This is a genomic window from Bacteroides rodentium JCM 16496, assembly GCF_000614125.1.
Lineage (GTDB): Bacteria > Bacteroidota > Bacteroidia > Bacteroidales > Bacteroidaceae > Bacteroides > Bacteroides rodentium.
On the sequence record NZ_BAKJ01000033.1, the window covers coordinates 34766 to 57266 of the forward strand.

Here is a 22501-nt window from a genome sequence, read left to right on the forward strand (position 1 = left end):
AGCGGCACCGGGGATGATATGAAAAGGGCATTGGATTTCCCAAAGAACTTATGCCTTTACACGGCTTACGTAAGAGCCGTCGCGCGTATCGATTTCGATAGTCTCTCCTTCGTTGATGAACAAAGGAACGCGGACCGTTGCACCGGATTCTACGGTAGCGGGCTTCAGTGTGTTGGTGGCAGTGTCGCCTTTCAGTCCCGGCTCCGTATAGGTAATCTTCTGCTGAACCTTGATGGGTACATCGGCATAGAGCACGGTTTCTGTAGAAGCGTCTGATACCACGTCTACTATCATTCCTTCGAGCAGGAAGTCAACGCCGTTGATGAGGTCGTGGGCGATAGGAATCTGGTCAAAAGTCTCCTGGTTCATGAATTGGTAGTTGTCACCGTCATGATAGAGGTATTGGTGGGGACGACGTTCTACACGTACGTCTTCCAGCTTCTCACCGATATTGAAACGGCGTTCCAAAACGTAGCCGTTCACCACGTCTTTCAGTTTGGTACGCATGAAGGTATTACCTTTTCCCGGCTTTACATGCAGGAAGTCGATACAGAAATACAGCTTGCCGTCCATACGGATGCAAGTTCCGATTTTAATGTCTTGGGCATTAATCATACTTATAGTCTTTAATATTATTATATTGGTATTTACTTCTTTAGTGCTGGTTTGCGGGTGCAAAAGTAATGGAAATCGGTAAAAAACACAAAAACTTTTGAGAGAAAATGAGTTATCTCTTGGTTTATTTGAAAAAAGTACCTATTTTTGCAGCCCGAATTCGTGAGAATAATAACATAAAACAAGATACAGTAATGAAAAGAACATTTCAACCCTCGAACAGAAAGAGAAAGAACAAACACGGTTTCCGTGAGAGAATGGCTACAGCAAACGGCCGCAGAGTATTGGCAGCACGTCGTGCTAAAGGCAGAAAGAAACTGACTGTTTCTGACGAATACAACGGAGTAAAGGCATAATAGGCCGTTCTCGTTCGTATTAAAGAAATAAGGGAGCTGCAAAAGACTGATTCTGGTCTTTTGCAGCTTTTCTTTTGGATTGTGCCCGGTTCTCCGGAAAAAACTATTGCCAACTCCGTGTACTATGTGGTGAAAATTGTATCTTTGCCCCAAATAATGCATTATCGACTATGACAATAAAAGATTTTTTCTCTTTCCGGCAGAACAGGTTCTTCTGGGCGAACATCCTTGCGATGGTCGTTGTGGTAGTGGGATTGTTGTTCGGGGTGCTGAAAGGACTGGATATATATACCCGCCACGGCGAGGCTGTGATAGTGCCTGATGTGAAGGGCATGGGAGTGGAGGAAGCCGAGAAAGTGTTCCGTAACCGCGGCTTGGTCTGCATCGTTTCGGATTCCAGTTATGTCAAGACTCTTCCTGCCGGCTGCATCCTCGAATATAATCCGGCAGCCGGACAAAAGGTAAAGGAAGGACGTACCATCTATCTTACAATCAATACGATTGAAGTCCCTCTGCACATAGTGCCCGATGTGGCGGACAACAGTTCGCTGCGGCAGGCGGAAGCGCGTATTCTGGCTTCGGGCTTCAAGCTGGCGAGATACAGTATATTCCGGGCGAGAAGGACTGGGTATATGGCGTGAAGTATAAGGGCCGTCAGCTTTCCATCGGCGAGAAAGTGCCCACCGGCGCAGTGCTGACACTGATAGTGGGAGATGGAGGCGCCTTGAAGGCAGACTCCTTGGGAGTGGATTCCGTGGGAGGTACCGTTGAACCCGTGTTGTCCGAAGACTCCGCAACAGACGAGTCCTGGTTCTGATAAACACCTGGCTCCAATCGTAAATTGTAAATTGTCAAATTGTAAATGCCGCGATGATAGAAGAATTGCCGGATGATATAGATAATGATGAGCTGGACGACGTAGAACCGGTGGGTGACGAGGCGCAACTCTATGAACACTTCCGTGTGGTGGTGGACAAGGGGCAGGAGATGATGCGGGTGGACAAGTATCTGTTCGACCGCCTGACGAACTCCTCGCGCAACCGCATCCAGAAGGCTGCCGATGCAGGCTTCGTGATGGCGAACGGCAAGGCTGTGAAAAGCAGCTATAAGGTGAAGCCGATGGATGTAATCACTGTGATGATGGACCGTCCACGCTATGAGAATGAAGTCATCCCCGAAGACATCCCCCTTGATATAGTATATGAGGACAAGTATCTGATGGTAGTGAACAAACCTGCCGGTCTGGTGGTGCACCCCGGTCATGGCAACTATCACGGTACGCTTGTCAACGCCATAGCCTGGCACATGAAGGATAATCCCGATTATGATGCCAATGACCCGCATGTGGGGCTGGTGCACCGCATCGACAAGGACACCTCCGGCCTGCTGGTGATAGCCAAGACTCCGGATGCCAAGACGAATCTCGCAGCCAGTTCTTCAACAAGACGACCAAACGCCGTTACCGGGCGCTGGTCTGGGGAAATGTGGAGCAGGATGAAGGGACCGTTGTCGGCAATATAGGCCGTAATCCCAGAGACCGCATGCAGATGACCGTCCTCCCCGACGACCAGGGAAAGCATGCCGTCACCCATTACCGGGTGCTTGAACGTTTGGGATACGTCACATTGGTGGAATGTATCCTTGAAACGGGACGTACCCATCAAATCCGTGTGCACATGAAGCACATCGGACACATACTTTTCAACGACGAACGTTACGGCGGACACGAAATCCTGAAAGGAACCCATTTCGCCAAATACAAACAATTTGTAAACAACTGCTTCGACACTTGTCCGCGGCAGGCATTGCATGCCATGACGCTGGGGTTTGTGCATCCCGTCACCGGAGAAGAAATGTACTTCACTTCGGAATTGCCCGATGACATGACCCGGCTGATAGACAAATGGAGAGGCTATATCAGTAACAGAGAATTAGAATGAAACGCACGATTGCTATTGTAGCCGGAGGAGATACCTCCGAATTCCACGTCTCCCTGCGTAGTGCACAGGGGATTTACTCCTTCATCGACAAGGAGAAGTATACCTTATATATTGTAGAAATGCACGGACTGGACTGGCATGTACAGCTGCCCGACGGCGCTAAGGCTCCGGTAGACCGCAATGACTTCAGCTTCATGCTGGATGGCGGGAAAGTGACATTCGACTTTGCCTATATCACTATCCACGGAACTCCGGGTGAGGACGGCCGTCTGCAGGGCTATTTCGATATGCTCCATATCCCTTATTCGTGTTGCGGAGTACTGGCAGCGTCGCTCACGTACGATAAGTTTGCCTGCAACCAGTATCTGAAAGGTTTCGGTGTGCGCATTGCCGAATCGTTGTTGCTGCGCGGCGGACAGTCGGTGACGGATGAAGATGTGATAGAGAAAATCGGTCTGCCTTGCTTCATCAAGCCCAGCTTGGGAGGTTCCAGCTTCGGCGTGACCAAGGTGACGGCGAAAGAGCAGATACAACCTGCCATAGCCAAGGCATTTGTGGAAGCGCAGGAAGTGCTGGTGGAGGCCTTTATGGACGGAACCGAGATTACCTGCGGCTGCTACAAAACAAAAGACAAGTCCGTAGTGTTCCCCATTACGGAGGTGGTGAGCCACAACGAGTACTTCGATTATGAAGCCAAGTATAATGGTGAGTCCGATGAGATTACTCCCGCCCGCATCTCGGACGATTTGACCCGCCGGGTGCAGACGCTGACTTCTGCCATTTATGATATACTCGGGGCCTACGGCATTATCCGTGTGGACTACATCATCACCGAAGGAGAAAAAATCAATCTGCTGGAGGTGAATACCACCCCCGGAATGACTGCCACCAGCTTTATTCCCCAGCAGGTTCGTGCTGCCGGAATGGAGATGAAGGATGTAATGACAGATATTATAGAAAATAGGTTTAATCATTAATCATTATGAATGCGAACGTAGAATTTGATGAAATCCGTCCTTATCATGATGAGGAACTTCCTCAAGTCTATGAGGAACTGATTGCCGATGCGGCGTTCCGGCAGGCAGTGGATACTGTGATGCCTGGTGTACCTTTTGAAGTCTGGTCGCAGAAAATGCGCGCGTGTAAAACCAAGCTGGAATTTCAGAAGACCTTCTGCTATGGGCTTCTGTGGAAGCTGGCGAAGGAGGCTACGGATGGATTGACTTTGGACCATACCGCGTTGCCGGCAGACAAGTCGGCGGCGTATACCTATATCTCCAACCATCGCGATATTATTCTCGATTCCGGCTTCTTGTCCATTCTTTTGGTAGACCAGGGTATGGATACGGTAGAGATAGCCATTGGCGACAACCTGCTTGTCTATCCGTGGATTAAGAAATTCGTGCGTGTCAACAAGTCCTTCATCGTGCAGCGTGCGTTGACCATGCGCCAGATGCTGGAGGCTTCCGCACGCATGTCCCGCTATATGCACCATACCATCAGTGAGAAGAAACAGTCTATCTGGATTGCACAACGCGAAGGGCGTGCCAAGGACTCCAACGACCGTACGCAGGACAGTGTGCTGAAGATGCTGGCAATGGGCGGTGAAGGCGACGTCATTGACCGCCTGATGGAAATGAATATAGCCCCGCTTGCCATTTCCTATGAGTACGACCCTTGCGACTTTCTGAAAGCGCAGGAGTTCCAACTGAAACGGGACATTGAAGGCTATAAGAAAACGACGGCTGACGACTTGCTGAATATGCAGACCGGACTGTTCGGCTATAAAGGGCGGGTACATTTCCAAGTGGCTGCCTGCATAAACGACGAGCTGGCGAAGATGGACCGCTCGCTTCCGAAGCCCGAACTCTTTGCACGCATGTCTGCATTGGTAGACAAACGCATTCATGCCGGTTATCGGATGTATCCCAATAATTATGTGGCGCACGACCTTCTCGAGGGGAAGGAGGATTTTTCCGACCATTACACTGCCGAGGATAAGCAGCGCTTCACGACCTATATAGAACAACAGTTGGAGCGTATCTCCATTCCTAACAAGGACGTGGACTTCCTGCGCGGAAAAATGCTGCTGATGTATGCCAATCCGTTGAAGAATTATCTGGCGGCTATAAAAGAATGAATACATGAAGAAGTACTGTGATTGGTGGCTTTTGCCATTGTTGGCCTGTCTGTTGGCTGGTTGTGGCGATGATGATTATCATTATCCTTCCGTGAAGCTGGAGTTCCTGACTGCCTTTTCGGGGGCTGACGGCTATCTGCAGTCTGTTGTGACAGATGAAGGGGAAACCTTGCCGGTAGTGGAGGACAAGACAAAGACGAACATAGAGGCAAACGCCTCGGTACGTGTCATCAGTAATTATGCTTCGGAGGTGACTGCCGATGGAACTGCCAGTGCGGTGCTGTATGCCTTGAGCGGTGTTCTTTCTGTCGCTCCCCAAACGGCCGACAAGTTCGAGGAGGGCGTCAAGACAGACCCTGCTGATGTGCTGGGTATCTGGATGGGACTCAACTATCTCAATATGACACTGATAGTCAAGGAGAATGGTGAGCATAAGTTCCATTTTATTGAGGATGAAGTGATTGTGGATACTGCTACCGGGTGTAGTGAAGTATATCTGACGCTGTATCATGACGCAAAGGAGGAGGTGGCTTCTTATACCCGGCGTGCCTACGCTTCCGTACCTTTGCGGCAGTATGCGGCAGAGGGTATACAGAAGGTTATGCTTCATTTCAGTGTGCACACTTATTCCGGTGACATCAAGACTTACGATTTTGTTTATAACCCTGATTAAAATGAAATATTCGATGAAAACATTGTTCGCGGGCCTTTGCCTTGTTTTTACCACCCTCTTTTCCTGCCAGCAGAAAGAGGGACAGTTCAAGTCTGTTTCGGTAGATGACTTTTCCACATTGATAGCCAATCCGGAGGTGCAGCTTCTGGATGTGCGTACTGTTGCCGAATACTCGGAAGGACACGTGCCCCACAGTATCAATATCAATGTGCTGGATGAGTCGTTTGAAACGATGGCCGACTCCACTCTGCAGAAGGACAAACCGGTTGCTGTATATTGTCGTAGTGGTAAGCGCAGTAAAAAGGCCGCTGCCATATTGGGCAAAAAAGGATATACGGTTTATGAGCTCGACAAGGGCTTCATTAGCTGGGAAGCTGCGGGCAAGGAAGTGGAAAAGTAATGGCGATGTGGCTGAAATGCACTTGCCATAATTTCTTTTCAGGCGCGGATTACGCGGATTTCACGGAAACATTAAAGAAAAAAATCCGCGTTTTCCGTGTAATCCGCGCCCAAAAAGAATAAAGTATCTTCTCCTCTGGTTAGAGGCTTTCAAGCAGTCTCTTCAGCACTACTGTTGCTGAAATCTCCCGGTTGGCCGCTTCGGGGATTACGATGGACTGCGGGCTTTCTATCACATCATCCGTCACAATCATGTTGCGGCGGACCGGCAGGCAGTGCATGAAGTAGGCATTGTTGGTAACGGCCATCTGGCGGTCGCTTACGGTCCAGGTGCGGTCTTTGCTCAATATTTGTCCATAGTTGTCGCCCGTATAGGCAGCCCAGTTCTTGGCATAGACGAAGTCGGCCCCTTCAAAAGCTTTCATCTGGTCATATTCTATGCGGGCATTTCCTACGAACTTGGGGTCGAGCTCATAGCCTTCGGGGTGCGTAATCACGAAGTCATAATCAGTTGCATTCATCCATTCGGCAAAGGAGTTGGGGACAGCCTGGGGCAATGGACGCGGATGTGGAGCCCATGTCATCACTACTTTGGGGCGTGCCGTCTTCTTATATTCCTCAATGGTTATCAGGTCGGCAAAACTCTGCAGCGGATGGCGTGTGGCAGCTCCATGGAGAATACCGGTCGACCGGAATGCTTGATGAACTGCTCCAGTATCACTTCATTGTAATCGTCTTCCTTACTTTCGAAACGTGCAAAAGAGCGTACGCCGATGACGTCGCAATAGCAGCCCATTACGGGAATGGCTTCCAGCAAGTGTTCCGGTTTGTCACCGTCCATGATGACGCCACGCTCTGTCTCCAGTTTCCAGGCTCCCTGGTTGATGTCCAGTACAATTACGTTCATGCCCAGATTCAATGCGGCCTTCTGTGTACTGAGACGGGTGCGCAGGCTGGAGTTGAAGAAAATCATCATCAGCGTTTTGTTACGTCCCAGTTCCACATATTTGAAACGGTCTTTTTTAATCTCGAATGCTTCGTCCAGTGCAGACTTCAGGTTACCGATGTCCTGCACGCAAGTAAAGTTCTTCATATTTACAGTCTTTTTAGTGTATCTATATCTTCGTTATTCGGCTGTCAAGGTCTGGTCTGTCCAGAACCTTCGACAATCCATTTGTATGTGGTGATTTCTTCCAGAGCCATCGGACCGCGGGCGTGCAACTTCTGTGTGCTGATGCCGATCTCGGCACCGAGTCCGAATTGTGCACCATCGGTGAAAGAGGTCGGTGCATTGACGTATACGCAAGCGGCGTCCACTTCTCGGCAGAACCATTCGGCACGTGTCTTGTCGTCCGTAATGATGCATTCGCTATGTTTGGAACCGTACTTCCGGATATGTGCCAATGCTTCTTGGAAAGAATTCACGGTTTTAATGGCCATCTTGTAGTCCAGGAACTCTCTGCCGTAGCAGTCTTCAGTGGCAAGTCTCAACAGCTCGGCGGGATATTTGCCACGCAAACTGTGGTAGGCGGGTTCATCGGCAAATATCTCTACATGGCTTGATTGTAGCGGCAGGCATAGGCCGGGCAAATCAGCCAGGCTGTCGGCTTCGATAATCAGGCAATCCAAAGCGTTGCATACACTGACACGGCGTGTCTTTGCATTGGCAATGATGGATGGACCTATGCTTGTATCGCCATAGCGGTCGAAGAACGTATGGCATACGCCGGCACCTGTCTCTATAACCGGTACTGTGGCATTCTGGCGTACGAAGTTTATCAGGCTGCTGCTGCCGCGCGGAATTATCAAATCTACATAATCGTTGGCATGCAGTAGTTCGGCAGTCGCCTCTCTGTCGGCAGGAAGCAGTTCCACGATATGTGTATCTACGTTGAAATGCTCCAGTACCTCGTGTATCACGCTGATTATGGCACGGTTGGAATAGTCTGCATCGCTTCCGCCTTTCAGAATACAAGCATTGCCGCTTTTAAGGCAGAGTGAGAATACATCGAAACTGACGTTGGGGCGGGCTTCGTAGATAATGCCTATGACGCCGAAAGGTACACTGACCCTTTTTATCTTCAATCCATTGGGTAATACGTTCTCTTTAAGGACTTTTCCCAAAGGAGAAGGGAGGGCGGCTACGTTGCGGATGTCCGCAGCGATGTCCTGCAAACGGCTTTTGGTCAGTTTCAGGCGGTCGTATTTAGGGTCGGTAGAAGGCATACGCTCCAAATCCTTCTGGTTTTCACTCAGAATGAAGTCTGTTTTGTTTATGGCAGCGTCTGCAACAGCCAGTAATATTTGGTTGATTTCTTTGTCGCCCAACGCTAACATGTTACGGCTGGCATCTTGTACGGCGACAAAAGTTTTGTTTAAGTTCATTTTCTTACTGAGTATAGAGTGATAAATATGCAAGTATATATATCGTAGATAGTATCCGTCTGTGGCCTATTCTATATAGAGGTAGTCGTAGTGCACTACGGGTTTCTTTCCATGTTTTCCCATCGTTTCCCGTGCCTGGCTGGAGTCACAGTTGGCTTTTCCCACACCGATGGGTTTACCGCCGAAGTCGATAATCCGTACGATGTCGTCCTTCTCGAACTCGCCTATAACGTCAGTGATGCCTACCGGTAGGATGCTTACTGCTTTGTCCGAGAAGAGCAGCTCGGTGGCACAATGATTGATGTGCAGTTCCCCTTTGGCAAACCCTTCGCTGTGCGCAATCCATTTCTTGATGCTCGATACCGGCTGCGGAGACGGAATGAAGCGGGTATAGTTTAATTCTTCATTCTTCATTATTTTTACGAGGATGTTGTCCCGCTTCCCGTTGGCTATGATTACTGTGATGCCCTCATCTGCCACTTTGCGGGCAATGTTGGTTTTTGTCAGCATGCCGCCGCGTCCGAAGCTGGACTTGGAGGTTTGTATGTAGGAGGAGAGGTCTTTGCCTTGTTCTATTTCACGGATGACTTGAGAGTCCGGATCGGTGGGTGAACCGTTGTAGATACCGTCTATATTGCTGAGAATGATTAGTGCCTGGGCATCCATCATGGAGCTATCAGGCCGGACAGCTCGTCGTTGTCGGTGAACATCAGTTCGCTCACGGAGATGGTGTCGTTCTCATTGACAATGGGAATGACGCCGTTCTCCAGCATTACGGTCATACAGTTTTTCTGGTTGAGGTAATGGCGGCGGGTGGAAAAGTTCTCTTTCATTGTGAGCACTTGTCCCACGGGGATGCCATGCTCCCGGAACAGCTCGTAGTAGCGGTTGATGAGTTTGGCCTGCCCTACAGCGGAAAAGAGCTGGCGCTGGTCTACGCTGTCCAACTTCTTGGTGGGGCGCACTTCACTACGTCCCGAAGCAACGGCTCCGGAAGAGACAAGTATTATTTCTATGCCGGCCTTGTGCAGCTCGGCTATCTGGTCCACCAAAGCGGACATGCGGGTGACGTCGAGAGTGCCGTCACGACGTGTCAAAACATTGCTGCCTATCTTGACAGCAATTCTATTGAAATCAATCTCCATTTTCTCTCTTTTCGTATTCGCGGACTACTTCCATGGCGGCTTCGTAGTCCTTCTCATTGACGAGAACGGAAACATCGACCGCAGTGGCAGGCAGTACAACGTTTACTACCATTCCGTCTTTTGTTACAGCTTCAATATCACTATTTCCCAGCAGGCTCTTTACAAGTTCTGCTTCCCACGGTGAACCGGTGAACACCTCAATGAGTTTGCTTTTATCTTCTTCTTTCATGATGATATGAATTTAGAGGTTTCTGTCTTACAAATATAACAAATGTTTTTGTTTTAAAGTTTAATGCTGACGAATTTATAGTTCAATCCTCTCAACTCTTATCGATTCATTCAAGAAGGTGGAAGCCGATTCTGTGAATTTCTCCTCCGATTCCGTGGTGCGGTAGACGCATCTTCCGCCTTTGGTACATTTTCTGTCCATTTCCGGATGGCGGTGAAGATAGTCTTTCAGGCTGTCTGCTACCAGTTCCCCCTGGGTGACGGTCGTGATGCCGTCGGGCATGTATTGTCGTATCTTGGGCAGCAACAGCGGGAAGTGTGTGCAGCCCAGGATGACGGTGTCTATCTGTGTGTCTTTGGCCAGCAGGTTGCCGATGTTCTTGCGTATGAAGTAGTCGGTACCCTCACCTTGTGCCTCATTGTTTTCTACGAGGGACACCCATAGAGGGCAGGCTTCACCGCTCACTTTGATGTCGGGGAAGAGCTTGTGCACTTCCAGCGGGTAGGATTCGGACTTGATGGTTCCTGCCGTGGCAAGCACTCCCACATGGCGGCTTTGGGTGATGCTGCCTATGCATTCTACGGTCGGGCGGATTACTCCCAACACACGGCGCATGGGGTCGAGGCGGGGCAAATCGTTCATTTGTATGTTGCGCAGGGCTTTTGCCGAAGCTGTATTGCAGGCCAGGATGACGAGGTGGCAACCCATCTCAAACAGTTTGGTGACTGCCTGCAGGGTGAACTCATAGACAATCTCGAATGAGCGGGTTCCGTAAGGCGCGCGCGCGTTGTCACCCAGATAAATGTAATCATATTGGGGAAGGGCTTCCCGTATCTTGCTCAAGATGGTCAGTCCGCCATATCCGGAATCGAATACTCCGATGGGACCGGCTGCAGAAGGTAATGTCTGTTTCATGCTTTCTAAAGACTATGTACCATGCAAAGATAATGCAAATTTCTCAGTAATGTATAAAAAATAAGCGCGGATAAAACTATCCGCGCTTGCTCTATCATAGATAATTCTATTATTTAATACCCAATTGCGTTTTAACTTTGGCTGTTACATCAACGCTCTGCGTACCAACGAAAGGTATCGGGGTACGTGCCAGGTCGAAGATATAGACCACGCCTTCAGCCTTGCCGACAGCCTGGATGGCTTCGTCCAGTTTCTGATAGATGGGAGCCATAGCATCTTGCTGTGCTTTCTGCATACTTTGATAAGCTTCTTGTTGGAACTGTTCTTGGCGTTGAGCCATATCCTGCAGCTCTTTCTGACGTCTTTCTGCAATGTTTTTCGGCAGAGAGTCGGCTTGTGCCAGGAATTCCTGATACTTCTTCTGGAATTCTTCGTTGGTACGCTGCATTTCATCCTGGTATTTCTTAGACATGGCGTCCAAGTCAGCTTGGGCTTTGGTAAATTCAGGCATAACAGCGATTACTTCTTGAGAATTCATGTGGGCGAATTTAGCTTGCGCCATAGCTCCCAGCGGGAGGGCGAACATAACTACGAGTAATACGATTTTTTTTAGCATAATGTTTATTATTTATTTGAATGATTATTCGTCGGGGGCAAATATAGCGCAAACTGAACGCAATACAAAATAAGCTTGGTTATTTTTAACTCTGAATGCAGCCTATATCTGAAATAAATGTATGAAATTAATTTGAATATCCCAGTTTTGCAAGTACCTCATTGCTGATGTCAATGCTCGGTGAGGCGAAAATGATACTTGATGCGGAAGCGCGGTCTACAACTGCCGCATATCCGTTCTGTGTAGCAATTTCCTTTACAGCATTGTATATTTCGTCTTGAATGGGTTGCATCAGACTTTCACGTTTTTTATACAGTTCGCCTTCGGGGCCGAAGTATTTGCGGCGCAGTTCGGCTGCTGATTTCTCTTTAGCGACAATCTCTTCTTCCTTTTTACCTCTCTGTGTTTCAGAAAGAGAAGCTATCTGAGATTGATAGTTCTTGTATAGAGTCTTGGCTTCTTCGGAAATCTTTTCGACCTCACTCTGCCATTGTCTGGAGGCTTGCTCCAATTGTTCATTGGCACGTTCGTAAGCAGGAATATTTTCCAGGATATATTCCATGTCAATCAAGGCGAACTTCTGTGCACCGGCTGTTATGCTTACTGCAAACAGCGTAAAAAGGATCAATAAACTCTTCTTCATAACCTTATTTTTTAAATTGACAATTAACGATTAACAATTGACAATTGAAAATTGACAATTATTGCTTTATCGTTTTCTTGTTTATCACCTATCACCTATCAATTGTCAACTGTCAATTGTCAATTGTTTAAAACTCTTGTCCCAGGATGAAGTGGAACTGGCTGCCGCCATATTGCGAGGCGCCCATTATCTTGTCGAAACCGTAAGCCCAGTCGATACCCATCATACCAATCATCGGGAGGAAGATGCGGACACCGACACCGGCTGAACGCTTCAATTCGAACGGGTTGAACTTATTGACATCATGCCATGCATTACCGGCTTCCACAAACGTTAACGCATAAATACTGGTACTTGTTTCGAGCATCAAAGGATATCTTAATTCCAGTCCGAGACGTGTATAGGCATAACCTTCAGAGCCGTATGGAGTCAATGAGCTGTTCTCATAACCACGGAGGGCGATACTTTCTGTAGCATAGCTGGAGTAGCCGGTCATACCGTCACCACCCACGTCGAACGTTTCGAACGGAGACTTCTTGTATTTGTTGTAATGTCCCAGCAAACCGAATTCTACACGTCCCATCAATACCGGAGTACGTTTAACGGTAATCGGGTCCATCAACGGGATATAGATTTTGGATTTGAATTTCCACTTGTGGTATTCAATCCACTTGTGCATCTTGTTCATGTCTTCCTGGCTGCTGGTGCTATACTTGCTGTAATCGGTACCGTCGAACAGAGAGAAAGGCGGTGTGATTTGTGCAGACAACGAGAACTCGGAACCTTGGCGCGGATAAATCGGGTTGTCGATAGAGCTACGGGACAAGGTCAGGTTGAGGCTGAGGTTATTACACTTACCGTTGGTAACCGGGAAGTACTGCCAGTCACTCAGAACATAGCGTTGGTAAGACAACTCGGCTGTGAACTGGAAGTAGTCATCCGGCCACTTCAAGCGCTTACCGAACATCACTGCAAGACCATACATCTGGATAGATTTGTCCGGGTCGTAATAATTCTCGTAGTTGTTGTAATTGCCGTAGTTGTACATACCGTAGCCATACATACCACTATAATAGCTGTTGTAATAGCTGTTCATGTAGGCCGAATTGTAATAACGGCTACTGATGTCGGTCTGGCGGGAATAGAAAGCCGATACGGAGAACGCATTCGGGCGTTTACCACCAAACCACGGGTCGTAGAATGAAACGCTGTATGACTGATAGTATTTGGCATTGGTCTGGCCGCTGATGGTCAATGTCTGACCGTCACCTTGCGGGAGGATACCGCGGTAGTTCTCACCCGGATGCAGCAGGTTGGACAGAGAGAAGTTGGTGAACTTCAGGCTCAGCTTACCGATAATACCCGTTTGTCCCCAACCGGCGGAGAACTCTACCTGGTCGTTGGCTTTGGATACAAGGTCATAACCGATGTCTACCGTGCCGTCTTCCGGTCTCGGCTGGATGTCGGGCTGGATTTGTTCGGGGTCGAAGTGTCCCATCTGCTGGATTTCACGCATGGAACGCATCAGGTCTTCACGGCTGAAGAGTTCGCCCGGACGGGTACGGAGTTCACGGCGTACTACGTTTTCATACAAACGGTCGTTACCGTTGATGCTGACTTTGTTGATGGTAGCCTGGCGGCCTTCGTAGATACGCATTTCCAGGTCGATGGAGTCGCCCACGATGTTTACTTCCACCGGTTCGAGGCTGTAGAACAGATAACCGTTGTTGTAATAAAGGTTACCGATGGCATCGTCATCGGTCATTGTACGTTCTTCAAGTAACTTTTGGTTATAGACGTCACCCTTCTTCATCTGGAGGAGGAAGTTCAGTTGTTCGGAAGGATACAGTGTGTTACCTACCCAGGTTACATTGCGGAGGTAGTATTTCTGTCCTTCCTCAATCTGCATGAAGATGTCCACCGTGCGGTCATCGTAAGGCTTGATACTGTCTGTCACGATGATGGCGTCACGATAACCCAGTTCGTTGTATTTGTCGATAATCAGCTGTTTGTCCGCTTCGTAGTTGTCCTCAATGAATTTCTTGGTGCGGAACAGATTGAGCAGCTTGCCCTTTTCGTTTGTTTTCTTCATCACACGCTTCAGCTTCTTGGTCGTGAGGGCCTCGTTGCCTACAATGGTGATTTGATGTACTTTCACTTTCTCCTTCTTGTCGATGTCGATGTTGACAATCACTTCATTCTTCTTTTCCGGATCATCACGTTGGGTGATGATTACATCTGCATTCTTGAAGCCCTTGTCGTCAAAGTAGCGCTTTATCAAGGTCTTGGCGCGGTCCACCAGGTTAGGTGTAATCTGACCGCCCTTTATCATGCCGATTCTGCTTTCCAGGTCTTCGCGCTCTGACTTCTTCACACCGTTGTAGCGTATGTCGGAAACACGCGGACGCATGGTCAGATGAATGGTCAGCCAAATTTGGTCGCCTTCAATCTTGTCTGCTGTAATTTCCACGTCAGAGAACAGGCCGTGGCGCCAGTAGCGCTTACAAGCTTGTGTAATCTCGTCACCCGGCACGGTGATAGTCTGCCCTTTGGATAGTCCGGACAATCCGACAATTACATAATCTTCATAGTTTTGGGCTCCTTCGACCTTAATGTCGGCTATTTCATACTTCTTGGGGGTTCCCGAATAGAGTATAACCGGCTTTTCGGTTTCATCGGTGTTGTTTACGTCCTGTGCTGCTGTTGTCAGTGCGCAGCCGAAAAGGCAGACAAACGTTACGAGTATGGAGAAAATACGATAGTGCATCTTTTTATTTACTATTTTACAATTTACTATTTACTATTTGTGTGTCCGGTGATTAATTGATTTGCTCGCTGGTTTTGCCGAACCTGCGTTCGCGTTTCTGATAGTCACAAATGGCTTTGCGTAGTTCTTCTTCACGGAAGTCGGGCCAATAGGTATCACAGAAATAAAGTTCCGAATAGGCGCATTGCCAGAGCATGTAGTTACTGAGGCGGAGCTCTCCTCCGGTACGTATCAGCAGGTCGGGGTCGGGCATGAAGTGGGTTGTCAGATGACGGGATATGAACTCACTGTCGATTTGTTCGGGTTTCAGTTCACCTTTCTGTACCAGGTCGGCTATTTGCCGGGCAGCTTCCGTTATTTCCCAGCGGGAAGAGTAACTCAATGCCAGTACCAGGCACATTCCCGTGTTGTGGGAGGTGTGTGACACGCAAGTGTTGAGCCGTTGCTGTACGTTGGCAGGCAGTTTTTCAATATCTCCTATTACCCGGAAACTGATATTGTTCTTCATGAACGTCTCTTCCTCTATGGAGTCGAAGAGCAGTCCCATCAAGGCGGCTACCTCTCCGACGGACGATTCCAGTTCTCGGTAGAGAACGTATATAAAGTAAGGTATCTGACTCCTAATTTAGCGGCTTCCTCTGCAATGACGTGCACAGTCTCTGCGCCGGCCTGATGTCCATAGCTGCGTTCGTGTCCACGCTGCTTGGCCCACCGTCCGTTACCGTCCATGATAATCGCCACGTGCTGGGGTATCCGGCTTAGATCGATTTCTTCCTTATATGACATCATTATTATTGTATTTCGAAGCCCAATCTGTTAAGACGTCCGCGCCATACCTCATTCTTGGTGCCGTTGCCGCCGAATATCACCCAAATGAAGTCCCGTTTGTCTGCCGGGGCCACAGTCTTGTCTTTCGTCGGTTCCACTATAATGGAGTACGCGCCTTTCCCTTTGAATTCCTGGGGCAGCAGGAACTTGGTTTCTGTCTTGCTCCACGCAATGCCTGTGATGGAGTTGTAGATGGCGTCAAGTTCTCCTCCAAAGCAATAGAACATGTCGCCATAGTACATGATGGCAGGGTTGACCATGCCGGGACAATATGTGTCGTACACTGTGTTGGCCAAGCTTGCCCAGCCTTTGCCGTCCAATGAGAACCAGGGTATTGTCTCTTTTTCGTTGGCCAGCGGCATTCCTGCCAGAACCACCTTCTCTACACCATTGCCGGTGCTAGTCTGGGTGGTGGATATGTTTTCGGTAGGGAATCCTACCGGGACTTCCTCAAGGGTAAGGTTGTCAGCCGTGTTTTCCGCTTCCCAATTCTTTCCGTCTTTACAGATGTTGAAATATTGCTTTCCGTTGATTTCCACAATACCCGAGAGCCGGTCGGAGAAACCATTGATGAGGACTATGACATTGTCTCCCAATGTAGTGACTTCTGTCCAGGCGGCGCCGTTGGTGGAGCTGAATACTCTCTTGCTTTTTGTAACCATGTAGAGTGTATTGTTATACTCTACGGCAGATGTCAGCTTTACGTCTGAGGGGAGGTTGCTGACATAGACTTCACTCCAGTTGTATTTATCGGGCGCAGTCGATGTCTTGTAAGCGGTAGTGTTGGAAGTGTAGACAAACAGTTCGTCACCCAGTACAACCGCTTTTTGCTGACCAGGATTGATGGTGCTGGAGAATATATTCCCCCTTTTCTGCATGTCTGTCCAGACGAGTGAGTCCGGATCCTGCAAGTGTACGTTTACTTTCAGTTTATATTCGCGGGCTGTAACACCGTCGGCGGCATGTGCTTTGAACAGCATGCCGGCATCGTTGTTCATGGCGGGTGTCAGGTCTACCACATTGCTTATGTTGAATAAGGTGTCTGTAGGTGAGCCGGAACTAATCCAACCGGTGACGTCCATTTTTTTAATCAAGATACTGTCGATGATGGTATCGGCATCCATGGGCAGTGAATCTCTGTTGTAAATGAGGCGATTCAACTGGTCGATTGTAAATGTATAGTCTTTACCATGTATGGTGTCGATGGCAAAAGCATGTATAGTAGCATCGGAGCTATATTCGTAATCATTGTCGGAGTCAAGGCACGAGGTCACGGCAAATGACACAGACACAATAAGAAAACTCACAATTACTGATAGAAACTTTATTCTCATTTTGAAAGTTAGTGTTTATTTACAAGTTGCAAAAATAGGAACATTTTTTTTCTATAAACAGCTTTACGAAGAAGTTTTATATAAAATTATAGATAATATCCCCCTTTTTCTCGATAAAAAAGCCCTGAAATGAGGCTATTGACTGTTTCTTGAGGCCGTGTAATGGCGAAAACTCCTGTCGAAAGAATGTTCTGTTGCAAATGGATGTCCGTCACTTATTTCGGGTGCTTTGACGCCGGAATGAAGAAGGTGCGGAGCTTCTTCCACAAAGATTTCGTCCCACAATCCGGCATCAATGAAGGATTGGAGCGTTTGGCTGCCACCCTCTACCAAAAGGGATTGTAATCCGCGTGTATACAGCGTTTCCATGATTTCGGGGAGTACATTCCGCTGGTAGTCGCTGATTGGCAGATACTCTACATTCGGTAGCGGAGCGTGCGGGGCTTCTGTAAAAACGAGGGTCGGCACGCTACCGTCAAATAGGTGAAGGTTGGGGGATAACTTTTGCTGCCGGTCCAGCACGATACGTACCGGTGAACGACCGTACCAATGGCGGACATTCAGGCCGGGATTGTCCAGCTCAGCCGTGCGGGTACCTACTAATATGGCGCTATGCTCTGCCCGTTTCTTGTGTACCAGCATCGAAGTTAGCGGGCTGGAGAGAATAACCGGTTTACCGTCCGTGCGGGAGTAATCGATATATCTGTCAGAAGATTCCGCCCATTTCAGGGTGATGTAGGGGCGTCGCAAAGTATGGAAAGTGATGAACCTGCGGATGAGCTGCCGACATTCTGTTTCCAGCACTCCGACAATAACTTCACGTCCGGCATCCTTCAGTTTCTGTATGCCCCGGCCCGCAACCTTAGAAAAAGGGTCCCGGCACCCGATGACGATGCGTGGAATCTGCTTCTCGATGATGAGGTCTGCACAAGGAGGAGTCTTGCCATAGTGCGAACACGGCTCCAGGCTGACATAGATGGTGGAACGTTTCAGCAGGGACGTGTCTTTCACGGAACGGATGGCGTTGACCTCGGCGTGGGCTTCTCCACAGCGCACATGGTATCCCTCGCCTATGATTTTCCCGTCACATACTATTACCGCCCCCACCATCGGGTTGGGCGCTGCATTGCATAGCCCGTTTTGTGCCAGTTGGATACATCGCAGCATGTATTTCTCTTCTTCTGAATTCATATCCTTGCTTGTCTTTTGGTTGAATAATCAAAATTAATGATTACTTTTGCAGCCCGAATAAAACCGGACTCCGAATGAATGCAACCGTTTCACATATCCGCAGTGCTTTGCAGGAATGCTACCCTCCCCGGGAGGCAGCCAATCTTTCCCGTATTGTCTGCTGTGAAATGTTTGGTCAGAGTCATATTGACTATTACCTGGGCAAAGATATGATTTTATCTCCAAACGATGAAAGGGAATTGGAAAGCATTCTTTCCCGTCTGTGCAATTTTGAGCCCATACAGTATGTACAGGGTACTGCCCGTTTCCTGGGGCGTACTTTTCGGGTGGCTCCGGGGGTGCTTATTCCCCGTCCCGAAACGGAAGAGTTGGTGGAGGGGATGCTGAAGGAAGTCGCTCCGGTTTCCCGTGTTCTCGATATTGGCACCGGAAGCGGGTGTATTGCCGTCACTTTGTCTAAGGAGTTGCCGGAAGCGGAAGTGACCGCTTGGGACATTTCCGGAGAAGCTCTTGCCATAGCCGGCGACAATAACCGCCTTTTGCAGGCCTCCGTGCAATTTGTACAGCGTGATGTCCTGACGTATCAACCGGTTGAGGGTGAATGTTTTGATGTAATCGTCAGTAATCCGCCTTATGTTACGGAAATAGAAAAGCGGGATATGGAACCAAACGTCTTGAACTGGGAACCTTCGGGGGCTTTGTTTGTTCCAGATAGCGACCCGCTCCGTTTCTATCGGCGTATAGGTGAACTGGGACGGAGCATGCTGACGGCCGGCGGCCGACTCTATTTTGAAATCAACCGGGCATTTGGAGAGGCTGTCGCTTCGATGCTTCGCAAGCAAGGCTATACGAATGTCCGTATCCGAAAAGATATTTCCGGCAACGACCGGTACGTAATTGCAGAACGATGATAGAAATAACTGAAACTGAAGCTTTGAACAGAGTGGCGGCATATTGCTCCACTGCCGAGCATTGCCGGGCGGAGATTGCGGAGAAACTGCAACGCTGGGGCATTGCCTATGATGCCATAGACCGTATCATCAACCGTCTGGAACAAGAGAAGTACATTGATGAAGAGCGCTTCTGCCGTGCTTTCATCAACGACAAATACCGTTTTGCCAAATGGGGCAAGATGAAGATAGGGCAGGCGCTCCAGTTGAAAAAGATATCTTCATCTGTCTATTGGCCCTATTTGAACGAGATTGATGAGGAGGAATACCACGCCGTCTTGCAGAAACTGCTGGCGGCAAAGCGTAAAAGCGTCCGTGCCGAAAGTGAGTATGAGTTGAATGGCAAACTGGTGCGTTTTGCCTTGAGCAGGGGGTTCGAAATGAAGGATATATGTCGTTGCATAGAGGTTTCTGAGGAAAATGACTACTCCGAATAAAAATTATCGGCTTTCTCTTTTTTATTCTCATTCTGTTTCCGTATTTTTGTGCCATATTTATCATATATAGATTAGTTTTGCTATGAAAACTTTAGAAAGATTGTTTGCAGAGAAGTTGCTGAAGATAAAAGCGATTAAACTACAACCGGCTAACCCGTTCACTTGGGCATCCGGATGGAAGTCTCCGTTTTATTGTGATAACCGCAAAACCCTTTCTTATCCTTCTCTCCGTAATTTCGTGAAGATTGAAATTACGCGTCTGATTTTGGAACGTTTCGGACAAGTGGATGCCATTGCCGGTGTGGCAACGGGAGCTATCCCGCAAGGTGCCTTGGTGGCCGATGCATTGAACTTGCCGTTTGTATATGTACGCTCCACTCCGAAAGACCATGGACTGGAGAATTTGATTGAAGGTGAACTTCGTCCCGGTATGAAGGTGGTAGTCGTGGAAGATTTGATTTCTACGGGTGGAAGCAGCTTGAAGGCTGTAGAAGCTATCCGCCGTGACGGATGTGAGGTCATCGGTATGGTGGCTGCCTATACTTATGGTTTCCCGGTTGCCGAAAAGGCTTTCAAGGATGCCAAAGTGCCTTTGGTGACGCTGACCAATTACGAGGCTGTAATGGAAGTGGCACTGCGTACGGGCTATATCGAGGAAGAAGATGTGGAGACTCTGAATGAATGGCGTAAAGACCCTGCACATTGGGAATCTGGAAAATAAGAACTTATTTGTAAGAATATAAATATGGATAAAAGAGCCATTCGGATAGATTCTGTCCGGATAGTTCTTTTTTCTGTTTGAATACGATTGATTATGACGAAATTTGAGAGTGGAGTGAAAGTTGTACCGGCTTCACAAGCAGCTGTTTATGAAAAGCTTTCCGACCTGAGCAATCTGGAGAAGGTGAAAGACCGTCTGCCTGAAGACAAAGTGAAGAACTTGAGTTTTGATGCGGAGAGCATGACGATAGAGGTGGCTCCCGTAGGAAAGATTACGTTGCAGATTGTGGAGAAGGAACCCTGCAAGTGTATCAAGTTTGCAACAACCACTTCACCGCTGCCCTTCAATCTGTGGATACAGATGGTACCCGTCACCGAAACCGAATGTAAAATGAAGCTGACCATCGGCATGGATATAAATCCGTTTATGAAGACCATGGTGCAGAAACCTTTGCAGGAAGGATTGGAGAAGATGGCAGATATGCTGGCACTGATACAATATTAATCATTAATCATTAGAAACAACGTGGCTCAGAAACTTTGGGAAAAATCCGTTCAGGTAAATGAGGATATCGAACGCTTCACGGTAGGCCGTGACCGTGAAATGGACCTTTATTTGGCAAAGCACGATGTGCTGGGGTCTATGGCGCACATCACGATGCTCGAAAGCATTGGTTTGTTGACGAAGGAAGAACTGCGGCAATTGCTGACCGAATTGAAGGAAATCTATGCGATGGCCGAGCGTGGAGAATTTGTGATAGAAGAGGGAGTGGAAGATGTTCACTCACAAGTGGAACTTATGCTGACGCGCAATTTGGGTGATATAGGTAAGAAAATACACAGCGGACGTTCGCGCAACGACCAGGTGTTGCTCGATTTGAAGCTCTTTACCCGTGCAGAGATAAAGGAGGTGGCGGAAGCTGTGGAACAATTGTTCCATGTGCTGGTTATGCAGAGCGAACGCTACAAGGATGTACTGATGCCGGGCTATACACACTTGCAGATAGCCATGCCGTCTTCTTTCGGACTTTGGTTTGGTGCATACGCCGAGAGCCTGGTGGACGATATGATGTTCCTTCAGGCAGCTTTCAAGATGTGCAACCGCAATCCTTTGGGCTCTGCTGCGGGATACGGTTCCTCGTTCCCGCTGAACCGTACGATGACTACCCGTCTTTTGGGATTTGATTCCCTCAACTACAACGTAGTGTATGCCCAGATGGGGCGTGGCAAGATGGAGCGTAATGTAGCTTTCGCCCTTGCCAGTGTGGCCGGAACCATATCGAAATTGGCTTTTGACGCATGTATGTTCAACAGTCAGAACTTTGGTTTTGTGAAGCTGCCGGACGATTGCACTACCGGTTCCAGCATCATGCCTCACAAGAAGAACCCGGACGTCTTTGAACTGACGCGTGCCAAGTGCAACAAACTGCAATCCCTTCCCCAGCAGATTATGATGATAGCCAACAATCTTCCTTCCGGCTATTTCCGTGACTTGCAGATTATCAAAGAGGTCTTCCTGCCTGCTTTTCAGGAACTGAAAGACTGTCTGCAGATGACGACTTACATTATGAATGAAATCAAGGTGAACGAACATATTCTTGATGATGACAAGTATCTGCTTATTTTCAGTGTGGAGGAAGTCAACCGCTTGGCACGTGAAGGGATGCCTTTCCGCGATGCCTACAAGAAGGTGGGACTGGATATTGAAGCCGGAAACTTCTCGCACAGCAAAGAGGTACATCATACTCATGAAGGCAGTATCGGAAACCTTTGCAACGATGAAGTCTCTGCCCTGATGCAGAAAGTGGTAGATAGTTTCAATTTTGAGACCATGCAAGCTGCAGAGAAAGAGTTGCTGGGCAGGTAAAAGGTTCTGCGGGTTCAAGTCCCGCTTTGAGTACTGTACTTTTATAAAAAAAAATTTGGCAGAAACGGGAAAACTGTTTATCTTTGCACCCGTTCTCCAAATGCGGAAATAGCTCAGTTGGTAGAGCATAACCTTGCCAAGGTTAGGGTCGCGAGTTCGAGTCTCGTTTTCCGCTCTCTTTTCCCTTTTTAGGATGCTCGAATGGTGGAATGGTAGACACGAAGGACTTAAAATCCTTTGGCCATTGCGGCTGTGCGGGTTCAAGTCCCGCTTCGAGTACTCGAGTAAGCTCTGTGAATCATTGATTTGCAGAGCTTTTTTTATAAGGTCTTGATATGAAAGACCGTTTCC

19 protein-coding genes, 2 tRNA genes and 5 pseudogenes are annotated in these 22501 nt (G+C 48.3%); 14 read left to right on the forward strand and 12 right to left on the reverse strand.

Features of this window, described 5'->3' with window-relative positions; translation table 11 throughout:
- Positions 1 to 48 precede the first annotated feature (48 nt).
- Complete coding sequence (efp, locus tag JCM16496_RS14370) at positions 49 to 615, reverse strand: elongation factor P (protein WP_005825176.1); 567 nt, start codon at positions 613 to 615, stop codon at positions 49 to 51.
- Between the two features lie 194 nt (positions 616 to 809).
- Here efp and rpmH point away from each other — a divergent pair, with 194 nt between their 5' ends.
- The 7 genes and pseudogenes from rpmH (at position 810) to JCM16496_RS14410 (ending at position 6124) form a co-directional block, all read left to right on the forward strand.
- Positions 810 to 971, forward strand: a complete 162-nt coding sequence (rpmH, locus tag JCM16496_RS14375; RefSeq protein ID WP_004292199.1) for a 50S ribosomal protein L34 — start codon at positions 810 to 812, stop codon at positions 969 to 971.
- A gap of 170 nt (positions 972 to 1141) precedes the next feature.
- A pseudogene (locus tag JCM16496_RS14385) lies at positions 1142 to 1788 on the forward strand (PASTA domain-containing protein).
- Positions 1789 to 1961: 173 nt separating this feature from the next.
- Positions 1962 to 2911, forward strand: a pseudogene (locus tag JCM16496_RS14390) (RluA family pseudouridine synthase).
- On the forward strand, positions 2908 to 3888 hold the full coding sequence (locus tag JCM16496_RS14395; RefSeq protein WP_025835142.1) for a D-alanine--D-alanine ligase: 981 nt from the start codon (positions 2908 to 2910) through the stop codon (positions 3886 to 3888). The pseudogene JCM16496_RS14390 and the gene JCM16496_RS14395 overlap by 4 nt, the downstream one beginning before the upstream one ends.
- A 5-nt stretch (positions 3889 to 3893) precedes the next feature.
- Positions 3894 to 5051 (forward strand): 1-acyl-sn-glycerol-3-phosphate acyltransferase, encoded by a 1158-nt coding sequence (locus JCM16496_RS14400; protein WP_025835143.1) that lies wholly within the window; start codon positions 3894 to 3896, stop codon positions 5049 to 5051.
- A gap of 4 nt (positions 5052 to 5055) precedes the next feature.
- On the forward strand, positions 5056 to 5724 hold the full coding sequence (locus JCM16496_RS14405; protein WP_025835145.1) for a NigD1/NigD2 family lipoprotein: 669 nt from the start codon (positions 5056 to 5058) through the stop codon (positions 5722 to 5724).
- Positions 5725 to 5737: 13 nt separating this feature from the next.
- Positions 5738 to 6124, forward strand: a complete 387-nt coding sequence (locus JCM16496_RS14410; RefSeq protein WP_025835147.1) for a rhodanese-like domain-containing protein — start codon at positions 5738 to 5740, stop codon at positions 6122 to 6124.
- 139 nt (positions 6125 to 6263) lie between these two features.
- Here the strand turns inward: JCM16496_RS14410 and JCM16496_RS14420 are convergent.
- From JCM16496_RS14420 to ribD, 11 genes and pseudogenes are all read right to left on the reverse strand, one after another.
- Positions 6264 to 7216, reverse strand: a pseudogene (locus JCM16496_RS14420) (Rossmann-fold NAD(P)-binding domain-containing protein).
- A 44-nt stretch (positions 7217 to 7260) separates the two neighbouring features.
- Positions 7261 to 8508: a glutamate-5-semialdehyde dehydrogenase gene (locus JCM16496_RS14425; RefSeq protein ID WP_025835148.1), complete on the reverse strand. Its 1248-nt coding sequence runs from the start codon at positions 8506 to 8508 to the stop codon at positions 7261 to 7263.
- A 66-nt stretch (positions 8509 to 8574) separates the two neighbouring features.
- Positions 8575 to 9653: pseudogene (gene proB / locus JCM16496_RS14430) on the reverse strand (glutamate 5-kinase).
- Positions 9643 to 9882, reverse strand: coding sequence for a DUF2007-related protein (locus JCM16496_RS14435; protein ID WP_008662868.1), 240 nt, complete (start codon positions 9880 to 9882; stop codon positions 9643 to 9645). The pseudogene proB and the gene JCM16496_RS14435 overlap by 11 nt, the downstream one beginning before the upstream one ends.
- A gap of 75 nt (positions 9883 to 9957) precedes the next feature.
- On the reverse strand, positions 9958 to 10797 hold the full coding sequence (gene murI / locus JCM16496_RS14440; RefSeq protein WP_025835152.1) for a glutamate racemase: 840 nt from the start codon (positions 10795 to 10797) through the stop codon (positions 9958 to 9960).
- A 109-nt stretch (positions 10798 to 10906) separates the two neighbouring features.
- Positions 10907 to 11413, reverse strand: coding sequence for an OmpH/Skp family outer membrane protein (locus tag JCM16496_RS14445; RefSeq protein ID WP_025835154.1), 507 nt, complete (start codon positions 11411 to 11413; stop codon positions 10907 to 10909).
- A 127-nt stretch (positions 11414 to 11540) separates the two neighbouring features.
- On the reverse strand, positions 11541 to 12056 hold the full coding sequence (locus JCM16496_RS14450; protein WP_025835155.1) for an OmpH/Skp family outer membrane protein: 516 nt from the start codon (positions 12054 to 12056) through the stop codon (positions 11541 to 11543).
- Positions 12057 to 12183: 127 nt separating this feature from the next.
- Entirely contained in the window at positions 12184 to 14823 is a 2640-nt protein-coding gene (gene bamA / locus JCM16496_RS14455; RefSeq protein ID WP_025835157.1) for an outer membrane protein assembly factor BamA, read from the reverse strand.
- 52 nt (positions 14824 to 14875) lie between these two features.
- Positions 14876 to 15609 (reverse strand): annotated as a pseudogene (locus JCM16496_RS14460) (isoprenyl transferase).
- 5 nt (positions 15610 to 15614) lie between these two features.
- Positions 15615 to 16958, reverse strand: coding sequence for a DUF6242 domain-containing protein (locus JCM16496_RS14465; RefSeq protein ID WP_244440396.1), 1344 nt, complete (start codon positions 16956 to 16958; stop codon positions 15615 to 15617).
- A gap of 162 nt (positions 16959 to 17120) precedes the next feature.
- Positions 17121 to 18176 carry a bifunctional diaminohydroxyphosphoribosylaminopyrimidine deaminase/5-amino-6-(5-phosphoribosylamino)uracil reductase RibD gene (gene ribD / locus JCM16496_RS14475; RefSeq protein WP_025835160.1) on the reverse strand — a complete coding sequence of 352 codons (1056 nt, stop codon included), beginning with the start codon at positions 18174 to 18176 and terminating at the stop codon, positions 17121 to 17123.
- Between the two features lie 74 nt (positions 18177 to 18250).
- On the opposite strand from ribD, the gene prmC reads away from it, so the two are divergent.
- The 7 genes from prmC to JCM16496_RS14510 all read left to right on the forward strand — a co-directional run bounded on the left by prmC (position 18251) and on the right by JCM16496_RS14510 (position 22429).
- Positions 18251 to 19087 (forward strand): peptide chain release factor N(5)-glutamine methyltransferase, encoded by an 837-nt coding sequence (prmC, locus tag JCM16496_RS14480; RefSeq protein ID WP_025835162.1) that lies wholly within the window; start codon positions 18251 to 18253, stop codon positions 19085 to 19087.
- Positions 19084 to 19563, forward strand: a complete 480-nt coding sequence (locus JCM16496_RS14485; RefSeq protein WP_005825143.1) for a regulatory protein RecX — start codon at positions 19084 to 19086, stop codon at positions 19561 to 19563. Before prmC ends, JCM16496_RS14485 begins: the two co-directional genes overlap by 4 nt.
- An 82-nt stretch (positions 19564 to 19645) precedes the next feature.
- Positions 19646 to 20284 (forward strand): orotate phosphoribosyltransferase, encoded by a 639-nt coding sequence (pyrE, locus tag JCM16496_RS14490; RefSeq protein WP_005825142.1) that lies wholly within the window; start codon positions 19646 to 19648, stop codon positions 20282 to 20284.
- A gap of 93 nt (positions 20285 to 20377) precedes the next feature.
- The gene (locus JCM16496_RS14495) at positions 20378 to 20788 is read left to right on the forward strand and encodes an SRPBCC family protein (protein WP_025835165.1); all 411 of its coding nucleotides are present in this window, start codon (positions 20378 to 20380) and stop codon (positions 20786 to 20788) included.
- A 21-nt stretch (positions 20789 to 20809) separates the two neighbouring features.
- Positions 20810 to 22150 (forward strand): argininosuccinate lyase, encoded by a 1341-nt coding sequence (gene argH, locus JCM16496_RS14500; protein ID WP_025835167.1) that lies wholly within the window; start codon positions 20810 to 20812, stop codon positions 22148 to 22150.
- Between the two features lie 102 nt (positions 22151 to 22252).
- A tRNA-Gly gene (locus JCM16496_RS14505) sits at positions 22253 to 22325 on the forward strand.
- A gap of 20 nt (positions 22326 to 22345) precedes the next feature.
- Positions 22346 to 22429 (forward strand) — tRNA-Leu (locus tag JCM16496_RS14510).
- Positions 22430 to 22501: the final 72 nt, after the last annotated feature.

Bases quoted from the DNA above. Each gene is read 5' to 3' on its own strand.
- efp (WP_005825176.1), bottom strand. From the start codon at position 615: ATGATTAATGCCCAAGACATTAAAATCGGAACTTGCATCCGTATGGAC.
- rpmH (WP_004292199.1), top strand. From the start codon at position 810: ATGAAAAGAACATTTCAACCCTCGAACAGAAAGAGAAAGAACAAACAC.
- JCM16496_RS14395 (WP_025835142.1), top strand. From the start codon at position 2,908: ATGAAACGCACGATTGCTATTGTAGCCGGAGGAGATACCTCCGAATTC.
- JCM16496_RS14400 (WP_025835143.1), top strand. From the start codon at position 3,894: ATGAATGCGAACGTAGAATTTGATGAAATCCGTCCTTATCATGATGAG.
- JCM16496_RS14405 (WP_025835145.1), top strand. From the start codon at position 5,056: ATGAAGAAGTACTGTGATTGGTGGCTTTTGCCATTGTTGGCCTGTCTG.
- JCM16496_RS14410 (WP_025835147.1), top strand. From the start codon at position 5,738: ATGAAAACATTGTTCGCGGGCCTTTGCCTTGTTTTTACCACCCTCTTT.
- JCM16496_RS14425 (WP_025835148.1), bottom strand. From the start codon at position 8,508: ATGAACTTAAACAAAACTTTTGTCGCCGTACAAGATGCCAGCCGTAAC.
- JCM16496_RS14435 (WP_008662868.1), bottom strand. From the start codon at position 9,882: ATGAAAGAAGAAGATAAAAGCAAACTCATTGAGGTGTTCACCGGTTCA.
- murI (WP_025835152.1), bottom strand. From the start codon at position 10,797: ATGAAACAGACATTACCTTCTGCAGCCGGTCCCATCGGAGTATTCGAT.
- JCM16496_RS14445 (WP_025835154.1), bottom strand. From the start codon at position 11,413: ATGCTAAAAAAAATCGTATTACTCGTAGTTATGTTCGCCCTCCCGCTG.
- JCM16496_RS14450 (WP_025835155.1), bottom strand. From the start codon at position 12,056: ATGAAGAAGAGTTTATTGATCCTTTTTACGCTGTTTGCAGTAAGCATA.
- bamA (WP_025835157.1), bottom strand. From the start codon at position 14,823: ATGCACTATCGTATTTTCTCCATACTCGTAACGTTTGTCTGCCTTTTC.
- ribD (WP_025835160.1), bottom strand. From the start codon at position 18,176: ATGAATTCAGAAGAAGAGAAATACATGCTGCGATGTATCCAACTGGCA.
- prmC (WP_025835162.1), top strand. From the start codon at position 18,251: ATGAATGCAACCGTTTCACATATCCGCAGTGCTTTGCAGGAATGCTAC.
- JCM16496_RS14485 (WP_005825143.1), top strand. From the start codon at position 19,084: ATGATAGAAATAACTGAAACTGAAGCTTTGAACAGAGTGGCGGCATAT.
- pyrE (WP_005825142.1), top strand. From the start codon at position 19,646: ATGAAAACTTTAGAAAGATTGTTTGCAGAGAAGTTGCTGAAGATAAAA.
- JCM16496_RS14495 (WP_025835165.1), top strand. From the start codon at position 20,378: ATGACGAAATTTGAGAGTGGAGTGAAAGTTGTACCGGCTTCACAAGCA.